This is a genomic window from Methylocystis bryophila (assembly GCF_027925445.1).
In the GTDB taxonomy this organism is placed as follows: Bacteria; Pseudomonadota; Alphaproteobacteria; order Rhizobiales; family Beijerinckiaceae; genus Methylocystis; species Methylocystis bryophila.
In genome coordinates, this window is sequence record NZ_AP027149.1 from 1,879,287 (window position 1) to 1,899,736 (window position 20,450).

At 64.7% G+C, this 20,450-nt stretch carries 22 protein-coding genes; 11 read left to right on the forward strand and 11 right to left on the reverse strand.

The genetic code is table 11. The features are described from left to right. Positions 1–9: 9 nt before the first annotated feature. Complete coding sequence (locus tag QMG80_RS08865; protein WP_085772489.1) at positions 10–963, reverse strand: acetyl-CoA carboxylase carboxyltransferase subunit alpha; 954 nt, start codon at positions 961–963, stop codon at positions 10–12. A 368-nt stretch (positions 964–1,331) separates the two neighbouring features. On the opposite strand from QMG80_RS08865, the gene QMG80_RS08870 reads away from it, so the two are divergent. From QMG80_RS08870 to QMG80_RS08890, 5 genes are all read left to right on the forward strand, one after another. Further along, positions 1,332–3,632, forward strand: coding sequence for a UvrD-helicase domain-containing protein (locus QMG80_RS08870; protein WP_425351474.1), 2,301 nt, complete (start codon positions 1,332–1,334; stop codon positions 3,630–3,632). Positions 3,633–3,784: 152 nt separating this feature from the next. Then, positions 3,785–4,252, forward strand: coding sequence for a nuclear transport factor 2 family protein (locus QMG80_RS08875; RefSeq protein WP_085772491.1), 468 nt, complete (start codon positions 3,785–3,787; stop codon positions 4,250–4,252). Between the two features lie 82 nt (positions 4,253–4,334). Next, complete coding sequence (locus QMG80_RS08880; protein ID WP_085772492.1) at positions 4,335–4,949, forward strand: ribonuclease D; 615 nt, start codon at positions 4,335–4,337, stop codon at positions 4,947–4,949. Positions 4,950–5,051: 102 nt separating this feature from the next. Continuing rightward, positions 5,052–5,762, forward strand: coding sequence for an LPS export ABC transporter periplasmic protein LptC (lptC, locus tag QMG80_RS08885; RefSeq protein ID WP_245299952.1), 711 nt, complete (start codon positions 5,052–5,054; stop codon positions 5,760–5,762). A gap of 4 nt (positions 5,763–5,766) precedes the next feature. Next, a complete protein-coding gene (locus QMG80_RS08890) occupies positions 5,767–6,363 on the forward strand; it encodes an LptA/OstA family protein (RefSeq protein ID WP_085772493.1) in 597 nt (198 codons plus the stop codon). 104 nt (positions 6,364–6,467) lie between these two features. Here QMG80_RS08890 and QMG80_RS08895 read toward each other — a convergent pair whose 3' ends face one another. Continuing rightward, positions 6,468–6,878 (reverse strand): hypothetical protein, encoded by a 411-nt coding sequence (locus tag QMG80_RS08895; protein ID WP_245299953.1) that lies wholly within the window; start codon positions 6,876–6,878, stop codon positions 6,468–6,470. A 174-nt stretch (positions 6,879–7,052) separates the two neighbouring features. Continuing rightward, positions 7,053–7,355, reverse strand: coding sequence for a hypothetical protein (locus QMG80_RS08900; protein WP_158658818.1), 303 nt, complete (start codon positions 7,353–7,355; stop codon positions 7,053–7,055). 94 nt (positions 7,356–7,449) lie between these two features. Here QMG80_RS08900 and QMG80_RS08905 point away from each other — a divergent pair, with 94 nt between their 5' ends. Further along, positions 7,450–7,614, forward strand: a complete 165-nt coding sequence (locus QMG80_RS08905) for a hypothetical protein (protein WP_158658819.1) — start codon at positions 7,450–7,452, stop codon at positions 7,612–7,614. A gap of 74 nt (positions 7,615–7,688) precedes the next feature. Here the strand turns inward: QMG80_RS08905 and QMG80_RS08910 are convergent, their stop codons facing one another. The 3 genes from QMG80_RS08910 to asd form a co-directional block, all read right to left on the reverse strand. Next, complete coding sequence (locus QMG80_RS08910; RefSeq protein ID WP_085772495.1) at positions 7,689–8,534, reverse strand: alpha/beta hydrolase; 846 nt, start codon at positions 8,532–8,534, stop codon at positions 7,689–7,691. Positions 8,535–8,616: 82 nt separating this feature from the next. After that, a complete protein-coding gene (locus tag QMG80_RS08915) occupies positions 8,617–9,264 on the reverse strand; it encodes a hypothetical protein (protein WP_085772496.1) in 648 nt (215 codons plus the stop codon). Positions 9,265–9,479: 215 nt separating this feature from the next. Next, the gene (asd, locus tag QMG80_RS08920; RefSeq protein ID WP_085772497.1) at positions 9,480–10,337 is read right to left on the reverse strand and encodes an archaetidylserine decarboxylase; all 858 of its coding nucleotides are present in this window, start codon (positions 10,335–10,337) and stop codon (positions 9,480–9,482) included. Between the two features lie 35 nt (positions 10,338–10,372). Here asd and QMG80_RS08925 point away from each other — a divergent pair, with 35 nt between their 5' ends. Further along, positions 10,373–12,058 carry an aminotransferase class III-fold pyridoxal phosphate-dependent enzyme gene (locus QMG80_RS08925; RefSeq protein WP_085772498.1) on the forward strand — a complete coding sequence of 562 codons (1,686 nt, stop codon included), beginning with the start codon at positions 10,373–10,375 and terminating at the stop codon, positions 12,056–12,058. A 26-nt stretch (positions 12,059–12,084) separates the two neighbouring features. On the opposite strand, the gene QMG80_RS08930 is transcribed toward QMG80_RS08925, so the two are convergent. Further along, on the reverse strand, positions 12,085–13,140 hold the full coding sequence (locus QMG80_RS08930) for a glycosyltransferase family 4 protein (protein ID WP_085772499.1): 1,056 nt from the start codon (positions 13,138–13,140) through the stop codon (positions 12,085–12,087). Between the two features lie 385 nt (positions 13,141–13,525). Continuing rightward, the gene (locus QMG80_RS08935) at positions 13,526–13,942 is read right to left on the reverse strand and encodes a DsrE family protein (RefSeq protein ID WP_425351475.1); all 417 of its coding nucleotides are present in this window, start codon (positions 13,940–13,942) and stop codon (positions 13,526–13,528) included. Between the two features lie 187 nt (positions 13,943–14,129). Between QMG80_RS08935 and QMG80_RS08940 the strand changes: the two genes are divergently transcribed. Further along, a complete protein-coding gene (locus tag QMG80_RS08940) occupies positions 14,130–14,291 on the forward strand; it encodes a hypothetical protein (RefSeq protein ID WP_199768982.1) in 162 nt (53 codons plus the stop codon). 87 nt (positions 14,292–14,378) lie between these two features. Here the strand turns inward: QMG80_RS08940 and QMG80_RS08945 are convergent, their stop codons facing one another. Then, positions 14,379–14,852, reverse strand: a complete 474-nt coding sequence (locus QMG80_RS08945) for an FxsA family protein (RefSeq protein ID WP_102938210.1) — start codon at positions 14,850–14,852, stop codon at positions 14,379–14,381. Positions 14,853–15,092: 240 nt separating this feature from the next. Between QMG80_RS08945 and QMG80_RS08950 the strand changes: the two genes are divergently transcribed. The 3 genes from QMG80_RS08950 (at position 15,093) to QMG80_RS08960 (ending at position 17,611) form a co-directional block, all read left to right on the forward strand. Beyond that, positions 15,093–15,776, forward strand: a complete 684-nt coding sequence (locus tag QMG80_RS08950; RefSeq protein ID WP_102938117.1) for a Tim44/TimA family putative adaptor protein — start codon at positions 15,093–15,095, stop codon at positions 15,774–15,776. 139 nt (positions 15,777–15,915) lie between these two features. Continuing rightward, complete coding sequence (mltA, locus tag QMG80_RS08955; RefSeq protein WP_085772502.1) at positions 15,916–17,010, forward strand: murein transglycosylase A; 1,095 nt, start codon at positions 15,916–15,918, stop codon at positions 17,008–17,010. Between the two features lie 46 nt (positions 17,011–17,056). Next, positions 17,057–17,611, forward strand: a complete 555-nt coding sequence (locus tag QMG80_RS08960) for a Smr/MutS family protein (RefSeq protein WP_085772503.1) — start codon at positions 17,057–17,059, stop codon at positions 17,609–17,611. Here QMG80_RS08960 and QMG80_RS08965 read toward each other — a convergent pair. Then, a complete protein-coding gene (locus tag QMG80_RS08965) occupies positions 17,591–18,973 on the reverse strand; it encodes a heme biosynthesis protein HemY (RefSeq protein WP_085772504.1) in 1,383 nt (460 codons plus the stop codon). The genes QMG80_RS08960 and QMG80_RS08965 overlap by 21 nt on opposite strands. 21 nt (positions 18,974–18,994) lie before the next feature. Continuing rightward, positions 18,995–20,335 (reverse strand): COG4223 family protein, encoded by a 1,341-nt coding sequence (locus QMG80_RS08970; RefSeq protein WP_085772505.1) that lies wholly within the window; start codon positions 20,333–20,335, stop codon positions 18,995–18,997. Positions 20,336–20,450 lie beyond the last annotated feature (115 nt).

The following is a 20,450-nucleotide window of genomic DNA, read 5'->3' on the forward strand; positions in this document are numbered from 1 at the left end:
AGGCCGCGCTCACACCTTCTTGCCGATCGCCATGAATTTCTCCGTGCGCAGCGTCGCGATCTGCTCGCGCGACAGATTGGCGAGCGCCTGAAGCTCGGTGCGCAGCGCCTCGCCCACGGCGCCGATCGCCGCTTGGGGATCGCGATGCGCGCCGCCCGAGGGCTCCGGCACGATCGCGTCGATGATGCCGAACTTTAGGAGATCTTGCGCGGTGATCTTCATGCTCGTCGCCGCTTCCTGCGCTTTGCTTGAATCGCGCCACAGGATCGAGGCGGAGGCTTCGGGCGAGGCGACCGTATAGACCGCGTGCTCGAGCATCAGCACCTTGTTCGAGGCGGCGATGGCGATGGCGCCGCCGGACCCGCCCTCGCCCAAGATGACCGCGACATTCGGCACGCCGAGCGCAAGCGAGATGTCGGTCGAGCGGGCGATCGCCTCGGCCTGGCCGCGCTCCTCGGCGTCGACGCCCGGAAAGGCGCCGGCAGTGTCGACGAGAGAGATCACCGGCAAGCCGAATCGGTCGGCGAGCTCCATCAGCCGCACGGCCTTGCGATAGCCCTCGGGACGCGCCATGCCGAAATTGTGCTTCAAGCGGCTTTGCGTGTCGGAGCCCTTCTCCTGGCCAATCACGCAAACCGCTTCGCCGCGAAAGCGTCCGAAGCCCCCGACGATCGCATCGTCCTCCCCGAAGGCGCGGTCGCCGGCGAGAGGCGTGAAATCGGCGATGAGCTGGCGCACGTAATCGGAGAAATGCGGCCGCTCCGCATGGCGCGCGACCTGGATCTTCTGCCAGGGCGTCAGCGCTGCATAGAGATCGCTGAGCGCCTTGGCGGCCTTGGCCTCGAGCTTGGAGAGCTCCTCGGCGATGGAGACTGCGTCGCCTTGGCTTGCGAGCTGCTTGAGCTCCTCGACCTTGGTTTCGAGATCGGCGACGGGTTTTTCGAAGTCGAGATAGGAGCGCATTGGGCCTTGGAGATTTGGACGATCAGCGGCTCTCCCGACCGCCTATCGGGAGCGCGCGGGAACCTGCGGGCGGCGGAGTTGGAAGTCAAGGCGAGACGGCTCCGCAGGCCGGGCAAGGGGTGCAGGGTCCTCCACCCTCATCCAGAGGGGCCGGCGGAGCGGGCGTCTCGAAGGATGAATTCGGAAAGCCGCGGCCTTCGAGACGGCTCCAGCGGAGCCTTCTCAGCACGAGGCGGCGGTTTGGGCGCACTCCTGCCGCGCCGCGTGATTCGCCATCCGTTCTCCTTTATATTCGGGGGAAGATTCGCCGAGCCCGGAAGGGGCTCCGATCCCCGCCCTCGAATGAGCGCATGCTTCTGCGCCCCAGGATGTTCCCATTGTCTTCAGCCGCCCCCTCGCTCTCCCAGCAGGCGCAAGCCTATGTTCAGGGCGCGCGCTATCTTGCCGCGCTCAACCCCGAGCAGCGGGCCGGCGTCGAGACGCTCGACGGTCCCGTGCTCGTGCTCGCCGGCGCCGGCACCGGCAAGACGCGCGTGCTCACGACCCGCATCGCGCATATTCTGGCCACGGGCCGCGCCCGCGCCTATGAAATTCTCGCCGTCACCTTCACCAATAAGGCGGCGCGCGAGATGCGCGAGCGCGTCGAGGCGCTCGTCGGCGAGGGCGTCGAGGCGATCCAATGGCTCGGCACCTTTCACGCGATCAGCGCCAAGATCCTGCGCCGGCACGCCGAGCTCGTGGGCTTGAAGCCGAATTTCACGATCCTCGACACGGACGATCAGATCCGCCTGTTGAAGCAGGCGCTCAAGGCCGAGAACATCGACGACAAGCGCTGGCCGGCGCGCGCGTTGGCGCATCAGATCGACGCCTGGAAGAATCGCGGCCTCTCTCCCGCGCAGGTCCCCGCCGGAGAGGCGCATAGCTTCGCCAATGGCAAGGGCGGCGTCCTCTACGCGCTCTATCAGGAGCGCCTGAAAATCTTGAACGCGGTCGACTTCGGCGATCTGCTGCTCGAAAGCCTGCGGCTCTTTCGCGAGCGCCCCGACGTGCTCGCCGAGTTCCACCGGCGCTTCAAATATATTCTCGTCGACGAGTATCAGGATACGAACACCGCGCAATATCTCTGGCTGCGGCTCATCGCGCAGGGCCGGCGCAATCTCTGCTGCGTCGGCGACGACGATCAGAGCGTCTATGGCTGGCGCGGCGCCGAGGTCGAGAACATTCTTCGCTTCGAGCAGGACTTTCCCGGCGCCAAGATCGTGCGGCTCGAGCGCAACTACCGCTCCACGGGTCACATCCTCGCCGCCGCCTCGCATCTCATCGCCCATAATGAGGGGCGTCTCGGCAAGACGCTTTTCACCGACGGCGCGCTGGGCGACAAGCCGACGGTGACGGGCGTCTGGGACAGTGAGGAGGAGGCGCGCGCAGTCGGCGAGGAGATCGAGCAGCTGCAAAGGCGCGGCCATGCGCTGGAGGAGATCGCCATCCTGGTGCGCGCGTCTTTCCAGATGCGCGAGTTCGAGGAGCGCTTCATCACGCTGGGGCTGCCCTATCGCGTCATTGGCGGCCCGCGCTTCTATGAGCGCGCCGAAATTCGCGACGCGCTCGCCTATCTGCGCTGCGTGTCCTCTCCCGCCGACGATCTCGCCTTCGAGCGCATCGTCAATACGCCGAAGCGCGGCTTGGGCGACGCCACTTTGCAGTTGCTGCACGAATATGCGCGGCGCGAGAGCGTGCCGCTAACGCATGCCGCGCGCGTGTTGACAGAAAGCGAGGAGATCAGGCCCAAGCCGCGCGCGACGCTGCGGGGCTTTATCGACGATATCGAGCGCTGGCGCGCGCTGAGCGAGACGAAGCCGCATCACGAGCTTGCCGAGACGGTGCTGGAAGAGTCGGGCTACACCGACATGTGGCGCGAGGAGAAGACGCCCGACGCCGCGGGACGCTTGGAGAATCTGAAGGAGCTCGTCCGCGCGATGGAGGAGTTTCCGGACTTGAGCGCCTTTCTCGAGCATGTCTCGCTCGTCATGGAGGTGGACGAAGCGGCGGGTTCGGAACGCGTCTCGATCATGACGCTGCATGGCGCCAAAGGGCTCGAGTTCGAGACGGTTTTTCTGCCCGGCTGGGAGGAGGGGCTTTTCCCGCATCAACGCTCGCTCGACGACAATGGCCGCGCGGGGCTCGAGGAAGAGCGCCGCCTCGCTTATGTCGGTCTCACGCGAGCGAAACGTCGCGCCAAGATTTTCTTCGCGACGAACCGGCGCATTCATGGGCTCTGGCAGGCGACGATGCCGTCGCGCTTCATCGACGAGCTGCCGGCGGCGAATGTCGAGGTCGTCGAGTCGGCCTCCGCCTCGCAATATGGCGCCTATGGCGTCTCGCGCTTCGCCGGACTCGATCGCTATTCGTCGGGCTATGACACGCCCGGCTGGCGACGCGCGAAGGAAGCGAAGTCACAGCCGCAGGGCAAGCGCGCCGCGCCGCCGATCATCGAAGGCCGCGTGCTCTCGAAGTCGACTGCGAGCGCGCCTTTCGAGAAGGGCGCGCGCGTGATGCATCTGAAGTTCGGCCCCGGCACGGTGCAGGAGGTCGATGGCGACAAGCTCTCGGTCGCCTTTGATCACGCGGGAACGAAGATGGTGAAGGCGGCCTTTTTGGAGCGGGGGTGACGTCTTGGCCCCCTCCCGTACCCTCCCCCGCTTCGCGGGAGAGGGGGCGGCAGGCATTGCGCGAAACCTTGATGAAGGCCGCATCTGCTCCCTCTCCCGCGAAGCGGGGGAGGGTTGGGGAGGGGGCTTCAGTGACAACAGTGGAGATCCCCATGACCACCCGCCCGCCCGTGCCGCCCTTCACGCTCGAGACTGCGACGCAAAAGGTGCGTGGCGCCGAGGACGCCTGGAACTCGCGCGATCCTGAGCGTGTCGCGCTCGTCTATACCGAAGACACCGAGTGGCGGAACCGCGCCGAATTCCCGAAAGGGCGCGAGGCGGTCAAGCAGTTCCTGAAGCGCAAATGGGAGAAAGAGCTCGACTACCGCCTCATCAAGGAGCTCTGGGCCTTTGGCGACAATCGGCTGGCGGTGCGTTTTGCTTATGAGTGGCGTGACGATTCGGGCAATTGGTTTCGAAGCTACGGGAACGAGAACTGGGAATTCACCGAGGCGGGCCTGATGCGGCGCCGTTTTGCGAGCATCAACGATCTGCCGATCAAGCCCGACGAGCGCCTCTACCACTGGCCGCTCGGGGGGCGCCCCGACGATCATCCGGGCTTGAGCGCGTTGGGCCTTTGAGGCGTGGGCATAAATTCGCCGTCATTGGAGCATTGCTGCGCTTTATGACGCTTTCGAAGACTCAACACCCGGCCGGCGCGCAATGACCGTGCGGCTCCACCAGGGCGACCTGCCCGACGGCCTCGATCTCGGCCCGGCGGTCGCGATCGACACCGAAACCCTCGGGCTCAACCCGCATCGCGACCGGCTCTGCCTCGTGCAGCTTTCGCGCGGCGACGGCGACGCGGAGCTCGTCCAGATCGCTTTGGGGCAGAAGCGCGCGCCCAATCTGGAGCGCCTGCTCTCCGATCCCAACGTGCTGAAAATCTTCCATTTCGCGCGCTTCGACCTTGCCGTGCTCCGGCAAGCTTTCGGCGCGACGCCGCAGCCCGTCTATTGCACCAAGATCGCCTCGAAGCTCGTGCGCACCTATACGGATCGCCATGGACTCAAGGACCTCGTCCGCGAGCTGCTCGGCGTCGAAATCTCCAAGCAACAGCAGTCCTCGGACTGGGGGGCGGCAAAGCTCTCCGAGGCGCAGCTCTCCTATGCCGCATCGGACGTGCTCTACCTGCATGAGCTCAAGGCGCGGCTCGACGCGATGCTCATGCGTGAAAGCCGCCTGGCGCTTGCGGCGCAGTGTTTTGCTTTTCTCCCGGCTCGGGCCGAGCTTGACCTCGCGGGCTGGGCCGAGACCGATATTTTTGCGCATAGCTGACGCGGCGGGACAGCGGGGCGGGGGCGGCCGACCCGCCTCGAATTCGCCATCCCTCCACGCTATCCCTCGAAGGTCCAGGGCTTTTCCCGAAAAGAGGCAAAGTTGACCGAGGCGTCGATCTCCACGCGCAATCGAGAACTGCCCGCGCCGACTCGCGATCGTTTGGCCGCCCTCAGCGCGCCGCGCGCGAGCCAGATCCCCATGGCGGTGCGGCACACGCAGCGCGTCGCGAAATTGCGTCGCAACATCGTCTGGGGCGTCGGCGGCATCGTCACGATCTGCGCCGTCTTTCTCGCCTATCATTTCATCAGCAGTCTCGCGATTGATCTGCGCTTCGCCCATATCGGCTTCCAGGGCGCGCGCATCACCATCGAGCAGCCTCGCCTCGTCGGCTATCAGAAGGACGGGCGCCAATATGAGCTGAAGGCGCGCATGGGCGTGCAGGACATCCACAAGCCCGATATTTTCGAGCTTGAGGGGCTCGAGGCGCGGCTCGAAATGGGCCAGGGCCTTCCCGTTCTCCTGACCTCGGCCGCAGCCGTCTATGACGGCAAGCAGGACCGCGCCGAGCTTTCGAACGGCGTCCGCATCTTCGACGAGAAGAATTACGATCTGAGACTGGAGAGCGCGACGATGGACTTCAAGGCGAGCACGCTGGTCTCGCAGCGTCCTGCGACCTTGAAGCTCGACTGCTGCGACGTCGATGGCAAGGCCGTGGAGCTCGCGCAGGCGGAGAGCCGCCTCACCTTCACGGGCGCGGTGCACTCAACCTTCCACGAGCAAAAGACCGAGCCGGGAACCGGGAGCAAGTGACGCGATGAGCCTCAATCGCTGGCCGGCGATCGCGGCGCTGCTGGCCGCGCTCCTGCTTTCAGCCGAGGCCGCGGGCGCCCAATCCCCCGCGAAATCGGGCGGCGGCGGTATTTTGCCCGGCGCGACGGCCTCCGATCCCGTCAACATCGACGCCGACAAGCTCGACTATTTTGATAAGGAGCAAAAGCTCATCTATGGGGGCAGCGTGATCGTCGTGAACGGTCCCTCGACGCTGAAGACCTCGAGGATGACGATTTTCCTCGACAACAAGAAGGGCGCGGGCAAGGACGGGCAGGGGGAGGCCGGCGGGTCGTCGAGCGACAAGGTGCGGCATGTCGAGGCGGAGGGGCCTGTGACGCTCGTCTCGCCCGATCAGATCGCGACGGGCGATCATCTCACCTATGACCGCGGCGACAACAAGGTGCATCTCACCGGCAATGTCACCTGGACGCAGGGCGAGAACGTCGTAAAGGGCGACCACCTCGTCTACGACCTGACGACGAAGGAGGCCCATGTGCTCGCGAGGGACGGCTCCGGCAAGGAAGGCGGCGGAACGCCAGGACAGCGCATCCACAGCATGTTCACGCCCAAGAACAAATAGCGCCCAAGAACAAGTAGCGCTAATGGAGACAGGCGGGAAGCGTCGCGCCGGGGAAAGCGCGACGCCCCCGAGGGGACGAGGCTCGGGAGAAAAGCCTCGACCCGCTATTCGACGACGGCTGGCTCCTTCGCCTGCTCTGCGTCCTCGCGAGCGATGAGCGCGCCATTGGCGGAGAAGAAGTCCGTGCCGAGACGGCGGCCGTTCTCGTCATATCGCCAGGCGATGCTGGCCGCTCCCAGGTCGCGCCGTTCCGTTGGCTTGCCGCAGGAATTGTAATAGGACTCTTCGATCTGATTGCCGCGCTTGTCGTATCGGCGCGCGATGCGGGCGGCGCCCAAGGTCCTATGCTTGATCGGGCGTCCCTCGGCGTCGAAATAGCGCTCGATCACCTCGATTGTCTTGGCGACGGTGTCGCCGTGGGGCGTCGCAGCCGGAGCGGCGGATCTCGGCGTGCGGCTTCTTTTTGCCGACGACGCCGACGCCATCGTCTTGGCGGGCGGAGAATGCTGGTTCATGACCTGACCGACTTCTAGGAATCCTGAAGGCTGTTGTTGAGCCTGGGCCAATGGAATGGCTGCTTTGGCGAGTCGGCTCGCGACGCGGATTCCGGGAAAAAACGCGGGCGCTTTCTTCGAAAGTCTGTGCTTCGAGAGTCCGCGCTCGCAGCTGGAGCGACCTTCAGGTCGCTTTCAGAGGTCGGAGGCAGGGGGCGCGCGCGAGCCCACGGGCAGCGTGGGCCAGAGCGTGATGGCCGCGAGCGTGGGCGCGGGCCAATCCGCCGGCAAGCCGCTTGGGGCCGGCGGTAGCCGAACGTCCGCCGCGGGCGGCGCCATGCCGGCGCCCGCGCCGTGGAAGACGCAACATTGATCGTGAGGCTGGCCGTTGGTCGGACGCGGCGCGCCCGGCGTCTCCGGGGCGCGATCTTCGGCGCTCTGGATGCAGGTCGCGCTCCAGAAGCCATTCGCCCGCAGCGCGCCGACAGGCGAGACCAAGCTGACCGCTAGGCTTTGCAGTACAAAGAGATACGCCACGAACAGCGGAGCTGTTCGAGACCCTGAGGCGCGAGTCCTGGGCAAGGCGATGCTCATGCCATTTGATCTACGCTTCGTGGTCACCGCCGTCAATCCGCGGGAGGCGGTCGCTTTCCGCATTTTCGTTCTTGCTGGGACGCTGATGAGGATCGAGCTGGCGGAAGCCCGGCCGGGCGCGCGGCCGGGAGATCCTTCCCTTAAGCGCGGGAGCGGCTCTTGAGCCGCCCAAGCGCAGGACTTTGGCGTCGACCTTTCCGAGGCCATGCTGGGCCGAAGGCGCTTGCGTCTCGTCTTTCAGAGCGATCCCACCTCGCGGGGCGGGGCCGCGGGCTCGCTGATGGAGGCGACCCCGTCGATCCAGGCGCGCATTTTCGCGAATACGCCGGCCGAGCCGAGCACGATATGGCCTCCGCCGGGTACGGCCAGGAAAGTCTTGGGCTCGTTCGCCAGCTCAAACAGCCGCATTCCGGACTCGATCGGGACGATTGGATCGCTTTCTCCGTGGATCACGAGCACGGGCATCCGCACGCGCGGCATCGCCAGATCCGAGCGAAACGGATCGCGCATGAGCCAACGCACGGGCAGGAAGGGGAACCGCCGCGCCGCGAGATCCATCGCCGAGAGAAAGGGAGCCAGGAGAACGAGGGCGCGGGCCTCACGTCTTGCAGCCAGGGCCACGGCGACGCCAGCGCCGAGCGACGCGCCCACGATGATCAGGCGATCGGCTCCGTAGCGGGCGCAGGCGGCGCGGTAGGCGCAATCGGCGTCCAGCAGCAGACCGGCCTCCGTGGGCGTTCCGCTCGACCCGCCGTAGCCGCGATAGGAGACCATGAGCACGCCAAACCCGCTCTCAATGAACAAGCGCAGGCGTGGAACGCGTTTGACGAGCGACCCGGCGGCGCCGTGGAAATAAAGAACGAGCGGTTTTCCCGGCTCCGGCGCAAAGTGCCAAGCGACCAGCAATTCGCCGTCGGAGGTCGTCAGTCGCAGCTCTTCTCCGCCCGCGAGGCCAGAGAGTTCGATCGGCGTGTGACGCGCGTGGGGTCGATATTGGAGCTGGCGCTGAAAGAGCGCGGCGCCCAAGACGAGAAACCCGTAAGCGGCTCCAATCGCCGCTGCGGCCGTCTCGATCGAGACCATTTCCGCATTCCGATCGAGAGGCTGGAAATCAAACGAGAAGCGGCCGCCCCCCGCTTCGTTGAGGGAGCGGCGGCCTGCGCGGTCAGTGCGCCAGCGTGGGGCTATCCTCTGACTCCGTGTCCTCGTCCTCGCCCTCGGCCTGGAACGGCTTGGGGTCGGGCTTCTGGCCGAGATGCAGCGGCGACTTGTAATAAAGCGCGATGTCGTGGAAGGGGTCCGTCAAGATCTTGGCGGCCCAGACGGCCGCGGTCATCGCGTCCTTCGTCAGGATGAGCTGAACGATGCGGAACATGAATCCGCCGGCGCCGACGACAAACCAGATATAGCCGATGTTGTGAACGAGCTCGCCCGTGCTTTGCGCAGCCTTGACGGCGCCAAAGAGCGTCGGGTCGACCTGCAGCAGGAGGGGCGAGAGCGCCCAGATCGCCATGAGAATCCGCTTACGATGCAGATTGTAGCCGACCTTGATTTCTTCCTTATATTCCTGGGTCGCATGATTGATGGAGTCATAGCCGCGCGGCTCGAAGAAGAAATGCCCGCTTTGCCGCGTGACCATGGACACGAGCCAGGCGATCAGCGCTGCAAGCGCGGGGTCCTTGAAAACGATCGTGTAGCAATAGAGGAAGCTGACGGCGCTCACGAAGTGCAGAGACTGATTGACCCGGCTGTGATGATAATAGCGATGGTCATCCCAACGTTGCTCTTTGAGCGACGATAAAAACCGATCCATACGACGTCTCCCGGTTTTGCTTATGACGATCTTATTTAGCTATTTAAGATTCGTGAAATAGGCGTGACGGTTTTTCGTCAGTACGTCGAAGGCGTGAAAGTTTTTGCCTGTGAATGGCTTGGCTGCTGCTATGCATCTCTTGCTATGCTGCCAAGAATGCGACTTCGGCGCAGCCTTTGATCAGCGCGGCCGCACAAGGCCACATTCCCCGCTGCTCAAAGGGGCAGACGCATCAATGGCTCGCCGACCCGGATGCGCGCGCCGCACTCGACTCCTGGAGAAAGAGAAAATCCCTTCGGCGCGAAAACAATAATCGTCGAGCCATGCTCGAACCAGCCCATGAGGTCGCCCTTGCCGAGTCGCGCATCGCAAGGAAAAATTTTTGGCCCCTTATGAGTCACGCCGAGCGTGATATCGAGAAATTCGAAACGCATCGAGGCGACGAGCACGGCGGCGACGGGCGCGAGCGTGATGGGGTGACCCGTCGCCGCAAGGCGGCTGCGAATCACCGCGCGCTCATTCTTGCAGAAGAGCTTCTCGATGCGCCGGAGGGCGATCGGGTTGACGTTCCATACATCGCCCGAGACATAGGTCACGCGATCGACATGGCAGTTATGCGGCGCATGGAAGCGGTGATACATGCTCGACATCAGCCGCAGGGTGACGTAGCAGCCGTCGCGATGCGCCGCGACGAGCTCATCGTCTTGCAAGAGCTCGCCGATGTCGTAAGGCGAGCCTTTGATCTGCAGCACCTCGCTTCCCTCGATGCGGCCGCAGGCGCCGACGATCGCGTCGCAAGGGCTGACCAAGATCTCCGGACTCATGTCGATCGGCCGTGCGCCGTCTTTCAGCTCGCGCACGAAACAGTCGTGCAAGCTTTTGAATTCTTGTTTCTTCGCGTCGCTCAAATCGAGGTCGGCGAATAAGCGCCAAAGGCCGATGGAGGCGTCGCGCACCCAGGGCTGCTCGATCTTGCTGAACCATCCCATGAAGACGGTGAGCGCATAGCGCGGGATGCGATTGGTGAGCAGGAAGTTGATCTCTTCCTGCTCCACGAGGTTTTTGAGCGTCATGGAGCGGTCAACTATGATGATTAGTTAGCCGATATATGACAGTCACGATCCAAACGCTTCTTCTCACCGGGCTTGGCGGCGGCGCGCTCGCGGCCCTCTTCCCCAGGCTCAAACGCCGGCTCGAGCTCTCCCGGGCTAAGCACCGCTCGCTCGCCGGACATCCGCGCATCGCGCGAAGGCTCGCGTCCTTCCTTCCGTTCTATCAATATGACGAAACGCGCTTTTTCTGCTGCGACGACGCCTCTCCCGAGGTCGCTGCGCAGCGCCGAGCCGGCTTCATGCGCCTCGCCGAAGTCTATCGCGAGCGATTTGCCGCGACGAGCCGTCTTGGCGCCGAAGCCGCCCAGAGCATCTCGGACATGCAATTTACCGAGCGCTATCGCACGCCTTTTCAGTTCAGCGGCTATGTCGCGCGGCATTTGCCGTCGGGCGCTTTCCTCTCGGCCTCGTCCGGCGTCACGCTGACCGATCTGGACGGGAATGTTTTTCACGATCTCGCGGCCTCCTACGGCGTGAATGTCTTTGGCAATGACTTCTATAAGGAGACGATCGCGGAAGGCGCCGCGGACGCGCGAGCGCTCGGGCCGGTGCTTGGCGCCTATCACACGGCGATCGTCGACAATGTGCGCATGCTGAGGGAGATATCGGGCCTCGACGAGATCTCCTTCCACATGTCGGGCACGGAAGCGGTGATGCAGGCGGTTCGCCTCGCGCGCTATCATACGCGCCGCTCGCATCTCTTGCGCTTCTGCGGCGCCTATCACGGCTGGTGGGGCGACGTGCAGCCGGGAATCGGCAATCCGGCTCCCGCGCATGAAACCTATACGTTGAGCGAAATGTCGCCAGCGACACTGCATGTCCTGCGCACCCGCAACGACATCGCCTGCGTTCTCGTCAATCCATTGCAGGCGCTCGCGCCCAATGCGCCGGCGCCCGCCGACTCCTCGCTTGTCGACAGCGCGCGCTCTGCGCATTTCGACAAGGCCGCCTATACGCAGTGGCTCAAGGAGCTGCGCGCGATTTGCTCGGAGCGAGGCATCGTGCTGATCTTCGACGAAGTGCTCGTCGGCTTTCGCCTGGCGCGCGGCGGCGCGCAGGAGTATTTCGGCGTCAAGGCGGATCTCGTCACTTACGGCAAGACGCTCGGCGGCGGTTTCCCGGTGGGCGTGCTTTGCGGCCGCAAAGATCTCATGCGGCGCTTCCGCGAGGATCGTCCAGGCGACATTTGCTTCGCCCGCGGCACGTTCAATTCGCACCCCTATGTAATTTGCGCGATGCGGCGCTTCCTGCAGCGCCTTGAAGAGCCTAGCCGCCGTGATCTTTATCGCGATCTCGATTCAATTTGGGACGAGCGCGCGCGGAGGCTCAACGCGCGCTTCGAGACGGAGGCCTTGCCCGTGCGGGTCGCAAATATGTCGACCATCTGGATGGTCAGCTACACCGAGCCCTCACGCTATAACTGGATGCTGCAATATTACCTGCGCGCCGAGGGGCTCGCTCTGCCCTGGACAGGGACGGGACGGCTGATCTTCAGCCTCAATTACAAGGAGGAGGATTTCGCCGTCGTGGCGGATCGGTTCATTGCGGCGGCGAAGGCCATGCGCGACGACGGCTGGTGGCGCGCCCCCGCCGGGCTGACGAACAAGACGATCCGCCGCGGCGTTCTGAAGGAAATGATCCTCCATCGGCTCTTCGGCGAGCGCGCGGCGATCTCTCCCTGACGGGAATCTCCCCCTGACGGGGGCGCTTATCCTTGGACGATCGCCGAGCCGGCGATCTTGGTCGGCGCGCGCCGGCAATCCTGGTTGGCGACCTTGTGCATGTGCTCGATGAATTGGCGGGCGCTGTTCTCCCAGGAATAGCCGAGCGCAAAGTCGCGACAGGCCCCGCGGGAGACATTCAGCGCCGCAAGGCAAGCCGCCCGCAAGTCCTCATTCAGCGCGCCGATGGGATTAGCTCCGACCACATCCAGCGGGCCTGTGACCGGATAAGCGGCGATCGGCAGACCGCAAGCCAGCGCCTCGAGCTGCACGATGCCAAAAGTGTCGGTCTTGCTCGGGAAAACGAAGACGTCCGCGGCGGCGAGATAGCCGGCGAGCGTCTCATGCTCGAGCTCGCCGAGGAACACAGCCTCGGGGTAACGCTGCTTCAGCTCCTCGAGCTGGGGACCGCCGCCGATCACGAGCTTGGTTCCCGGCAGGTCGAGCGACAGAAAAGCGTCGAGGTTCTTCTCCACCGCCACGCGCCCGACCGTGACGAAGAGCGGACGCGGAAGATCGAGCGCCACGGCCACGTCCGGCCGAAACACGTCGGTGTCGACGCCGCGCGTCCACATGCCCAAATTCCCAAAATTGCGCGCGCGCAGCTCATTGTAGAGGGAGGGCGTGGAAACCATGGTGACGGAGGCGGCGGCGTGAAACCACCGGAGCACCCCATAGGACCAGCTCACCGGAATGGGGTAGCGGGCGGCGATATACTCCGGAAAACGCGTTGTGTAGCTCGTCGTGAAGGGGCGGCCGCGCCTGACGCAATAGGCGCGGGTCATGTGGCCGATCGGTCCTTCGGTCGCGATGTGAATGGCGTCGGGCTTCGCCGCCTCGATTCGCGACGCGATTCCACCAGGCGACGGCAGCGCGAGACGAAGCTGCGGATAGGACGGCATGGGCAGCGACCAAAAACCCTCAGGCGAGAGAAATTCGATCTCCACGCCGAGCCCGCGCGCGCTGCGGGCAAGCGCCGAGAGCGTGCGCACAACGCCATTGATCTGCGGGCGCCAAGCGTCCGTCGCCACCAAAATCCGCATAAGCGTCAAACGCTCCTCGTCGCGGCAGCCTAGCTGCGCCCATACTCAGATTCTGAGATAATCGCTACCTATTTTCTCCATTGTGTGACGACGCGTTCTTTCGCGCTCGGAATTCCTCAGCGGGAAGCTAAGCCTCCTTCGCAAGGAATTCTTCGAGGGATCAGAAACCTTGCCGCCCCAACATGTTGAAGCGAATTCTAACCCTCTGCCCTTCGCAGGCCTCTCTGAATTCCGGGCGTTCGAGGTTTGAAGCCCTGGCGGGATCCCCGCAAGGAGTGCTCCAAGTATGGTGTTGCAGATTTGCAACGCTAAAAGGATCTTTTACTGACGCTCCGCCGCGATGTCCGGATTCGGAAAACGGCTTCGCACTTTTCCCTGACATGCTCTAAAGGTGAATATAGACAAAGCCCATCCTCTGCAAGCGGGCAAGTTCCGCGGCGCTGCTGGGAACAATGTCTTCTTCTTTCACGCCATAGAGCTCATGCCAATCTATCTGACGTTCCTTGAGTGTATTGGCGCAAATTAGAAAGCGGACGCCTTCCTCTCTAAGCCTGTCGAGACGGCTAGCCAGCTCCTTGTCTGTCTTCGCCATCTGGAACAATTCGACGCCGCTACTGTGGTCAACAACGCGAATTTCAACATGTTCTTTCCCGATTGCTTCAATATGGTTGCTGATCGTATTGAGCATTCTCTTAAAGTAAGCCGCGTTGTCTGGGCTACCGCCATCGTTGTGATAGACAACTTTCTGGTCTTGGTAATAGCCGACCGGCGCTGCATTTGCGAAGGGGTATCCCACGATCATCAAAATCGCGGCAAAGACGCCAGATGCGAGTAACTTCATCACGTTTTCCCAGGATTCTGCGTTGGATGCGTCGTCGGGCGGCGGCGGAGTCCCGATATTTAGCGCATCACGAGCTTGCCGCCTGCAAAGTCAACTCTAGCTCTCCTTGTGCCTCTCTGCGGCAAGAGGTCAGCACGAGGAGGTTACGATGATATCGACCCAAGAACACGTCACGATGGCGACCATGGGGGGATTGGCCGGAGCGGTCTTAGGGGCGGCGATCGGGGGCGCGCTGTTCGGCTTCCCTGGGTTCCTCACAGCCGCGGTGCTTGGCGGGATCGGCGGCACGATTTTCGGCTCCTTCATGTAGGACGAGCGGATACGCATCGCGCGAATATAAAGCCCGCTTCAAGCGGGCTTTTGTCTGTTTGCCATCGGGCTTGCGCGAAGAGGCGCGTTAACCCGCCGGCGGCGCCCCGCTCGATTTGGCGACTCTGCGTCTCTTCCGCGGCGCATCCAAGCTCTTCCACTCATTGGGCTTGAGGTCGATGGTGCGCGGGCCGCGGCGGCCTTCGCTCTCGCCGCGCAGGCGTTTTGCGAGGCCTGCGCGGATCGACGGGGCCTTCAGCGCAAGACCCACGAGATCGGAAGCGAAGCCCGGCAGAATCAAGAGCGTCGTGGCGAGCGCATGGAGGCCGGTCTCCACCATGTCGGGCTTCGGCTCGCCTTCCTTCGGCGCGCGCCCGGCGCTCGAGCGGCGGCGCAAATAATCGAACAGCTTCTTGATGTCGAAAAGGCCGATCAGCGTCGTCGCCAAGGCGAGCGCGAGCGCCGCGGTCACCCCGAAGAGCTCGACGACGATCACGAAGGCCAGCGCTTCCAGGAGTAGCCAGGCCGCCAAGGCATAGGCGAAGAATTTCGACCTATTCACGTCTGTCGAGACCCTTCTGCGCGCTTCCCATCGGCGCGCTTTTCGCTTCAACGGAACCGCACAAGCGATGAGAAGTTCCGCCGCACAGCAAGCTCGAGCGAATTCGGAGCTCAAAGTCCGGGAACTTCTGCCGATTTCGCTCTTCCGGCGACGCTTGGCCGCGTCTTCGACGCGGCTTGATTCGTGACTTACGCCCCCTCGCATGATAACCGAGTGACGGAACTTTAGGGAGCGTCGCCCTTGAACATTGAGCAAGCCTTCGATCCGTCAATCCTCGTCTTCGCGGCGCTCGCCGTCTTCGTGCTCTGGAAGCTTCACTCGGTGCTTGGCGTGCGCAGCGAACGCGATGCGTCCGCGCCTCCGCGCAACCGTTTTTCGCCCTCCAAGGGAGGGCTCTTCGGCCCCCGGCCCGCGGCTCCCGCTCCGGCCGCGCTTGATGCGGAGCGCTGGACGGGCCTCGCCGAGCAGGGCAGCAAGGCCTGGGCCGGGCTCGACGCGATCGCCGCCACCGACCCGTCCTTCACGCGCGAGCGCTTTATCGAGGGTGCGCGCAAAGCCTATGAGATGATCGTCTCGGCCTTCGCCAAGGGTGATCGCGATACGCTGCGCCGACTGCTTTCCTCCGAAGTCTATGATAATTTCGCGCGCGAAATCGCGAGCCGCGAGGCGAACGGCGAGAGCGTCGAGACCTCGGTTGTCGCCATCGACGACACGCGCGTCGAGGATGCAAGCTCGGAGCGTGGAGTCAATAATGTGACCCTGCGTTTTGCGGTGAAGCTGCTGACGACGCGTCGCGATCGCGAGGGGAAGCTCATCGGGGGGGAAGAGCATCCCGTCTCCATTGTCGATCTCTGGACCTTCGCCCGCGCCCCGGCGTCGCGAGACCCGAACTGGAGGCTCGTCGCGACCGAATCATTGCACTAGATCGCGCTGCGCTCAGCTTCGCTCCTTGAACGCGAAAAGCGTGATTGATCCCCAGAATGTTGGAGCGCGTTTTCATGCCAAAGACAGGCCTTTCTTCATTCCCAGCGCGCTTTAGCGCCGCGACTCCCCTCCGCGCCGAATGAACGGCGTCGATCTTCCGCCTTTCCGCGGCGAAGCCGTGAGCTTCGAGGCGCTTTCGGGCTTCGAGCGCGACGATTTGGCGGAAGCCTTCGCCGCCTTTCGCCGCTCGGCCGAGGCGATCGTCTCAAATGCGGCGTTGCTGCGGCCGGCGCGGCCCGCCTTCGATGGGCTCGAGGAGATTTGTCGCGCGGCGCTCAGCGAGCCCGAGGAGCCTGCGGATTTCTTTCGGCGCCGCTTCCAGCCTTTCCGACTGGAGAAGACCGGCTTGCTCACCGGCTATTACGAGGTCGAGGTCGAGGCGCGCCGCAAGCCGGAGCCGGGCTTTGCAACGCCGGTGCTGGCTCGGCCGGGCGATCTCGTCACCTTGAACGAGGCGCCGCTGATGATCCAGGGCGGACCGCCACTTTACGCTGCACAAAGACGCGACGACGGCGCCCTCGAGCCCTACGCCCCGCGCCGGGAGATCGAGGAAGGCCCCTGGATCAGTCAGTCCCCACCCCTCGCTTATCTCGCCGACGCGGTTGAGCTTTTTCTTATTCAGGTGCAGGGATCGGCTCGGCTCGTTTTTCCCGATGGGTCGAGCGCGGCGCTGACCTACGACGGGAGGAACGGCCGCCCCTATACCTCGATTGGGCAACTCCTTATCGAATGCGGCCTCGTGCAGCCCGAGCGAATGTCGCTTGCGGTCTTGAAAGCGACGTTGCGCGCGTTGGGGGCAGGCCCCGGCGAGCCGGGACGGCGGCTCATGCAGAAGAACGAGTCTTATGTCTTTTTTCGCCAAGACGATTCTCCTGAGCGGAGCCTCGGACCCATCGGCGGCGCCGGCTTAGCGCTCTCGCCGCTGCGATCCATCGCTGTTGATCGCTCGATCTGGTGCTACGGGCTTCCCTTCTGGATTGAGGCTCGTATCCCCTGGAGGAGTCATGACGCCGAGGACTTCGCGCGGCTCATGGTCGCGCAGGACACGGGCTCGGCGATTCTTGGCGAAACCCGCGCGGACCTCTACTTTGGCTCGGGAGAGAAGGCGGGCGCGCTCGCCGGCGGCATTCGGCATGACGCGCAATTCTTCACGCTGTTGCCGAAGGTTGAGTGAGCAAAGGTTGAGCGAGATTGAGTGAGCTGCGCGCGAGGGGAGAGGAATGGATCGCGGTCGCGAGGGAAGAAGAGCGGGAAAGCTCAGCGCCTTGGACCTCGAGCTGTGGTCGGCGGTCACGGCCGATGTGAAGCCTTATCGCGATCGCCCTGTCACGCCGAAACCCGCTTCGCCGCCCCCGGCGCGCAGCGCCGACGCCGCGGCTGCGCCGCGCCTCGCGCCGCTGCCCCAAAAGCGCCCGGAGCCGCCCATGACCATCGACGAGGCGACGCGGCGCAAGCTCAAGCGCGGTCGTCTCGACGTCGACGCCAAGCTCGATCTGCATGGGTTCCGCCAGCAGGAGGCGCATGCGGCGCTGCTCGACTTTTTGCGCCGGGCGCAGGCGCGTGGGGCCCGGCTCGCGATCGTCGTCACGGGCAAGGGGTTTGGCCGCGCCGACGGCGGAGTGCTGCGCAGGCTCGCGCCCTTGTGGCTGCAAGGGCCAGGCCTGCGCGACATTGTCGTCGGCTTCGGCGAGGCCTCGCGGCGGCATGGCGGCGAGGGCGCTCTCTATGTGCGCTTGCGTCGCGCCGATCGGGGGTCAGGCGCCAGCCGAATCTGAGGCGATGGCCGCGACCGGGGCTTGGTGCTGAAAAGCCGCGGGAATTTCCGGGCGCCCGTCCTGAGAAGGTCCAGGCGGCGGGGAAGGCGGCGGACCCCATTCGAAAGCGTCGAGCTTCCCGGTCTTGGGCGAGATCGGCGCCCAGCTTCGCGAGACCACGCCGTCGGCGATCCACGCGGGATCGCGAGGCGCGCGCGAACCGCGTGCGAGCCATTCGCGCACGGGCCCGCTGGGACCAAACTCGACGTCCTCGATTTCCGCCATGAGGAGGCAGGTGTGCGCCGTTGGCGTCTTGCCTTCGGCGACGAGCGGCGCAAGCGCCGAACGCGCCTTGGCGAAAGCGCGCGCCGAAAGCGCGGCCTGCGCCAGAGCCTGCCGGCTCTCGGGCGCCTGCGGCGCGAGGGCGGCCAGCCGCTCGGCGCGCACGAGCTTCTGCGCGTTGGTCTCCGAGGGAAAAGAGTCGAGATAGGCCGTCGCGAGCTCCGGGTGGGGCGCGCTGGGCCAAGCCTTTTCAATGAGCTTCGCCGCGAGCTTGGGATCGTTTCGCTTGATCAGAACCCGCGCCGCGACCAGGAGCGCGGGGACGAAATTCGGCCGGCGCTTCAGCGCGAGGTGGGCGAGATGCAACGCCGCCTGGGGGTCGCGCGCCTCTTTTTGCATCGCTGCGGCCGTCTCAAGCACGGCCCGGTAGCGCTCCGCAGCGGCGGCGTCCAACCCTCCCACCTTGTAGCTTTCTTCGAGCGCCTTGCGGGCTTCGTCCCACTCGCCCGCCGCGGCGTAATGCTCGAGCAGCGCCGTGCCCGCCCAAGGCAGGGGAGCGATTTCATGCGCTTCCTTGGCGAAATAATGAGCCGCTTCCGAGTCAGCGCGGCGTTGGGCCTGGATGTGCAATCCGCGCAGGCCGAGAAGCCGCGTCTCGGGCTTGAGCGTCATGCGCTGAAAGGCGGCTTCGGCCTTGCTGAAATCGCCTTCGATCTGGGCCGCCTGCGACTTGAGGTAATGCACGAGCGGTTCATCCGGGAGCAGCTTTTCCGCCGCCTTTGCGGCGTCCCGCGCAGCCGCCGCGTCGCCCGATGCTGCGGCGACGATGCCCTTGGTCACCGCGGCGAAACCCATCTCGCGGCGACGCCCCTGCAAGCCCTCACGCATGCGCTGCGGCAGTTTGAATGTGCTCGTGACGAGCGTCCACACGAGCACAATTCCGGCGGCAGCGATGAGCAGCGCCGCCACGGCGACCGGAATGGAGGCGTCGAGGTGATAGCCGCTCCAGTCGATCGTGACCGAGCCCGGCTGGTCGATCACCTGTTCGACCCCATAGGCAAGAGCGGCGAGCAGCAGAATGAAAAATAGGATGAACCACATGGGCGATGGCTCCTTGAGAGCTTAATTCTTGCCGGCGTCGAGCGCGCTGATCGCGGCCGCAACGAGCGCCGTAGAGGCCTCTTCCGCGGCGAGCCGCGCCGCGAGCAAATCGCCGAATTCCTTGCCCTCAGCGCGAGTCGTCTCGGGTAGGCCGGCGAAGGCCCGCATCGCCTCCGCGAGATCGTCGTGCGCCAGCGCCTTCTCGATCTTGGGCGTGATGTCGTCCGCCGTCGCCTTAGGCGCCTCCCCCTTGGGCCGCAAATGCACGAGCCGCTGCGCCTCAAGCACCAATTTATCGGAGAGGGGCGTCCCTTCCGGCGGCTTGTTCTCGAAAGCGCGCAGCTTTTTGCCGACGGCTTCGAAAGTGCCGAGCAGATCTCGCGGCGAAGGCGCGCCTTTTTCGGCGAATGGCGCAAGCTCCGCGAGCGACTTCGGGTCCGCGCCGAGGCGTCGCAGGGCCGCGAGCTCGGCGGCGAAGGGCTTGGCCCGCTCGAGCGCGCGCTGCACCGCTTGGGCGAGTGCGAGCGATTCCAGCGCTGCGAGCGGCTTGTCGGACTGCGGACGCGGTCCGGCCTCGACATCGGGCGTCGCCCGCGTGCCGACCTTGGGCTGTTCGAGCTGCTCCTGCAGCTTCGCCACCGACTGCGTCAGCTCGTCCAGGCGAGCTTCGAGCCCGGCGACCGTATTTTTCGTCTCGAGATTAGCCGCTGCAGGGGCTTCCGCCCGCTCGCTCGGCGATTTCGCTTCGGCCGCGCGGCGCGCCTCGGCCGCGGCCTCAGTGGCCACGCGGACGCCGTCCTCCAGGGCCTCCAGGCGCCTGACCAGCGGCGCGATCTCATCACTTGCGATGGCGTTTGGCGGCGGGACCGAGGGAGCCGGAGCCTGTCGCAGAGGCTCGGCTTCCGCATTCTGGACAGGCGGCTTCTGCTGAGTCTCCCGCGGGGCCGCCCATCCCGGGCCGTTGGCTGCGGGCGCGCTCGCAGCGGAGGTCGGGGTCGGATCCGTCGGCATGGAGGCCGGCGCGGGACTCGTCCTAGCCTCTTCTTCGCCCTTCGGAAGCTTCTCGGTCAGCCAGGCGCCGAGCTCTTCCTTTTCCTTCAATATGAAACTTTTGGGGTCTTCCGTCGCCTGTTCGATCGCGTCGGCGACGACGCGAAGGCGCTCATCCTGGTTCCTGAACATGACGGTAGCCGCGCCCAGCGCGGTCGCCAGCAGCCCGACCGCGGCAAGGAAGAGGGTGAAACTGCGCCCCCGACGGCGTCGCTTCTTCACGGCGACGCGTTCTGTCTCGGGCGTTGATTTCGGCGCTTGCGGCTCTTGATCTCGCGGCGCCGACGGCGCGTCGGTTTCTTTCTCGACCATCATGTTTCCTCGCCGCGCCCCTTATAGTCGACCCCGGCCTTCGGCGAAACCGCCAGCGCCTATCCGCTGAGCAACCTTTTGCTCGCCTCTGCCGGATTTCACGCCGGATAGGGCA

Coding starts and splice junctions, on each gene's coding strand:
- QMG80_RS08865 (WP_085772489.1), bottom strand. CDS start 963: ATGCGCTCCTATCTCGACTTCGAAAAACCCGTCGCCGATCTCGAAACC.
- QMG80_RS08870 (WP_425351474.1), top strand. CDS start 1,332: ATGTTCCCATTGTCTTCAGCCGCCCCCTCGCTCTCCCAGCAGGCGCAA.
- QMG80_RS08875 (WP_085772491.1), top strand. CDS start 3,785: ATGACCACCCGCCCGCCCGTGCCGCCCTTCACGCTCGAGACTGCGACG.
- QMG80_RS08880 (WP_085772492.1), top strand. CDS start 4,335: ATGACCGTGCGGCTCCACCAGGGCGACCTGCCCGACGGCCTCGATCTC.
- QMG80_RS08890 (WP_085772493.1), top strand. CDS start 5,767: ATGAGCCTCAATCGCTGGCCGGCGATCGCGGCGCTGCTGGCCGCGCTC.
- QMG80_RS08895 (WP_245299953.1), bottom strand. CDS start 6,878: ATGAACCAGCATTCTCCGCCCGCCAAGACGATGGCGTCGGCGTCGTCG.
- QMG80_RS08905 (WP_158658819.1), top strand. CDS start 7,450: ATGCCATTTGATCTACGCTTCGTGGTCACCGCCGTCAATCCGCGGGAG.
- QMG80_RS08910 (WP_085772495.1), bottom strand. CDS start 8,534: ATGGTCTCGATCGAGACGGCCGCAGCGGCGATTGGAGCCGCTTACGGG.
- QMG80_RS08915 (WP_085772496.1), bottom strand. CDS start 9,264: ATGGATCGGTTTTTATCGTCGCTCAAAGAGCAACGTTGGGATGACCAT.
- asd (WP_085772497.1), bottom strand. CDS start 10,337: ATGACGCTCAAAAACCTCGTGGAGCAGGAAGAGATCAACTTCCTGCTC.
- QMG80_RS08925 (WP_085772498.1), top strand. CDS start 10,373: ATGACAGTCACGATCCAAACGCTTCTTCTCACCGGGCTTGGCGGCGGC.
- QMG80_RS08930 (WP_085772499.1), bottom strand. CDS start 13,140: ATGCGGATTTTGGTGGCGACGGACGCTTGGCGCCCGCAGATCAATGGC.
- QMG80_RS08935 (WP_425351475.1), bottom strand. CDS start 13,942: ATGATCGTGGGATACCCCTTCGCAAATGCAGCGCCGGTCGGCTATTAC.
- QMG80_RS08940 (WP_199768982.1), top strand. CDS start 14,130: ATGATATCGACCCAAGAACACGTCACGATGGCGACCATGGGGGGATTG.
- mltA (WP_085772502.1), top strand. CDS start 15,916: ATGAACGGCGTCGATCTTCCGCCTTTCCGCGGCGAAGCCGTGAGCTTC.
- QMG80_RS08960 (WP_085772503.1), top strand. CDS start 17,057: ATGGATCGCGGTCGCGAGGGAAGAAGAGCGGGAAAGCTCAGCGCCTTG.
- QMG80_RS08965 (WP_085772504.1), bottom strand. CDS start 18,973: ATGTGGTTCATCCTATTTTTCATTCTGCTGCTCGCCGCTCTTGCCTAT.
- QMG80_RS08970 (WP_085772505.1), bottom strand. CDS start 20,335: ATGGTCGAGAAAGAAACCGACGCGCCGTCGGCGCCGCGAGATCAAGAG.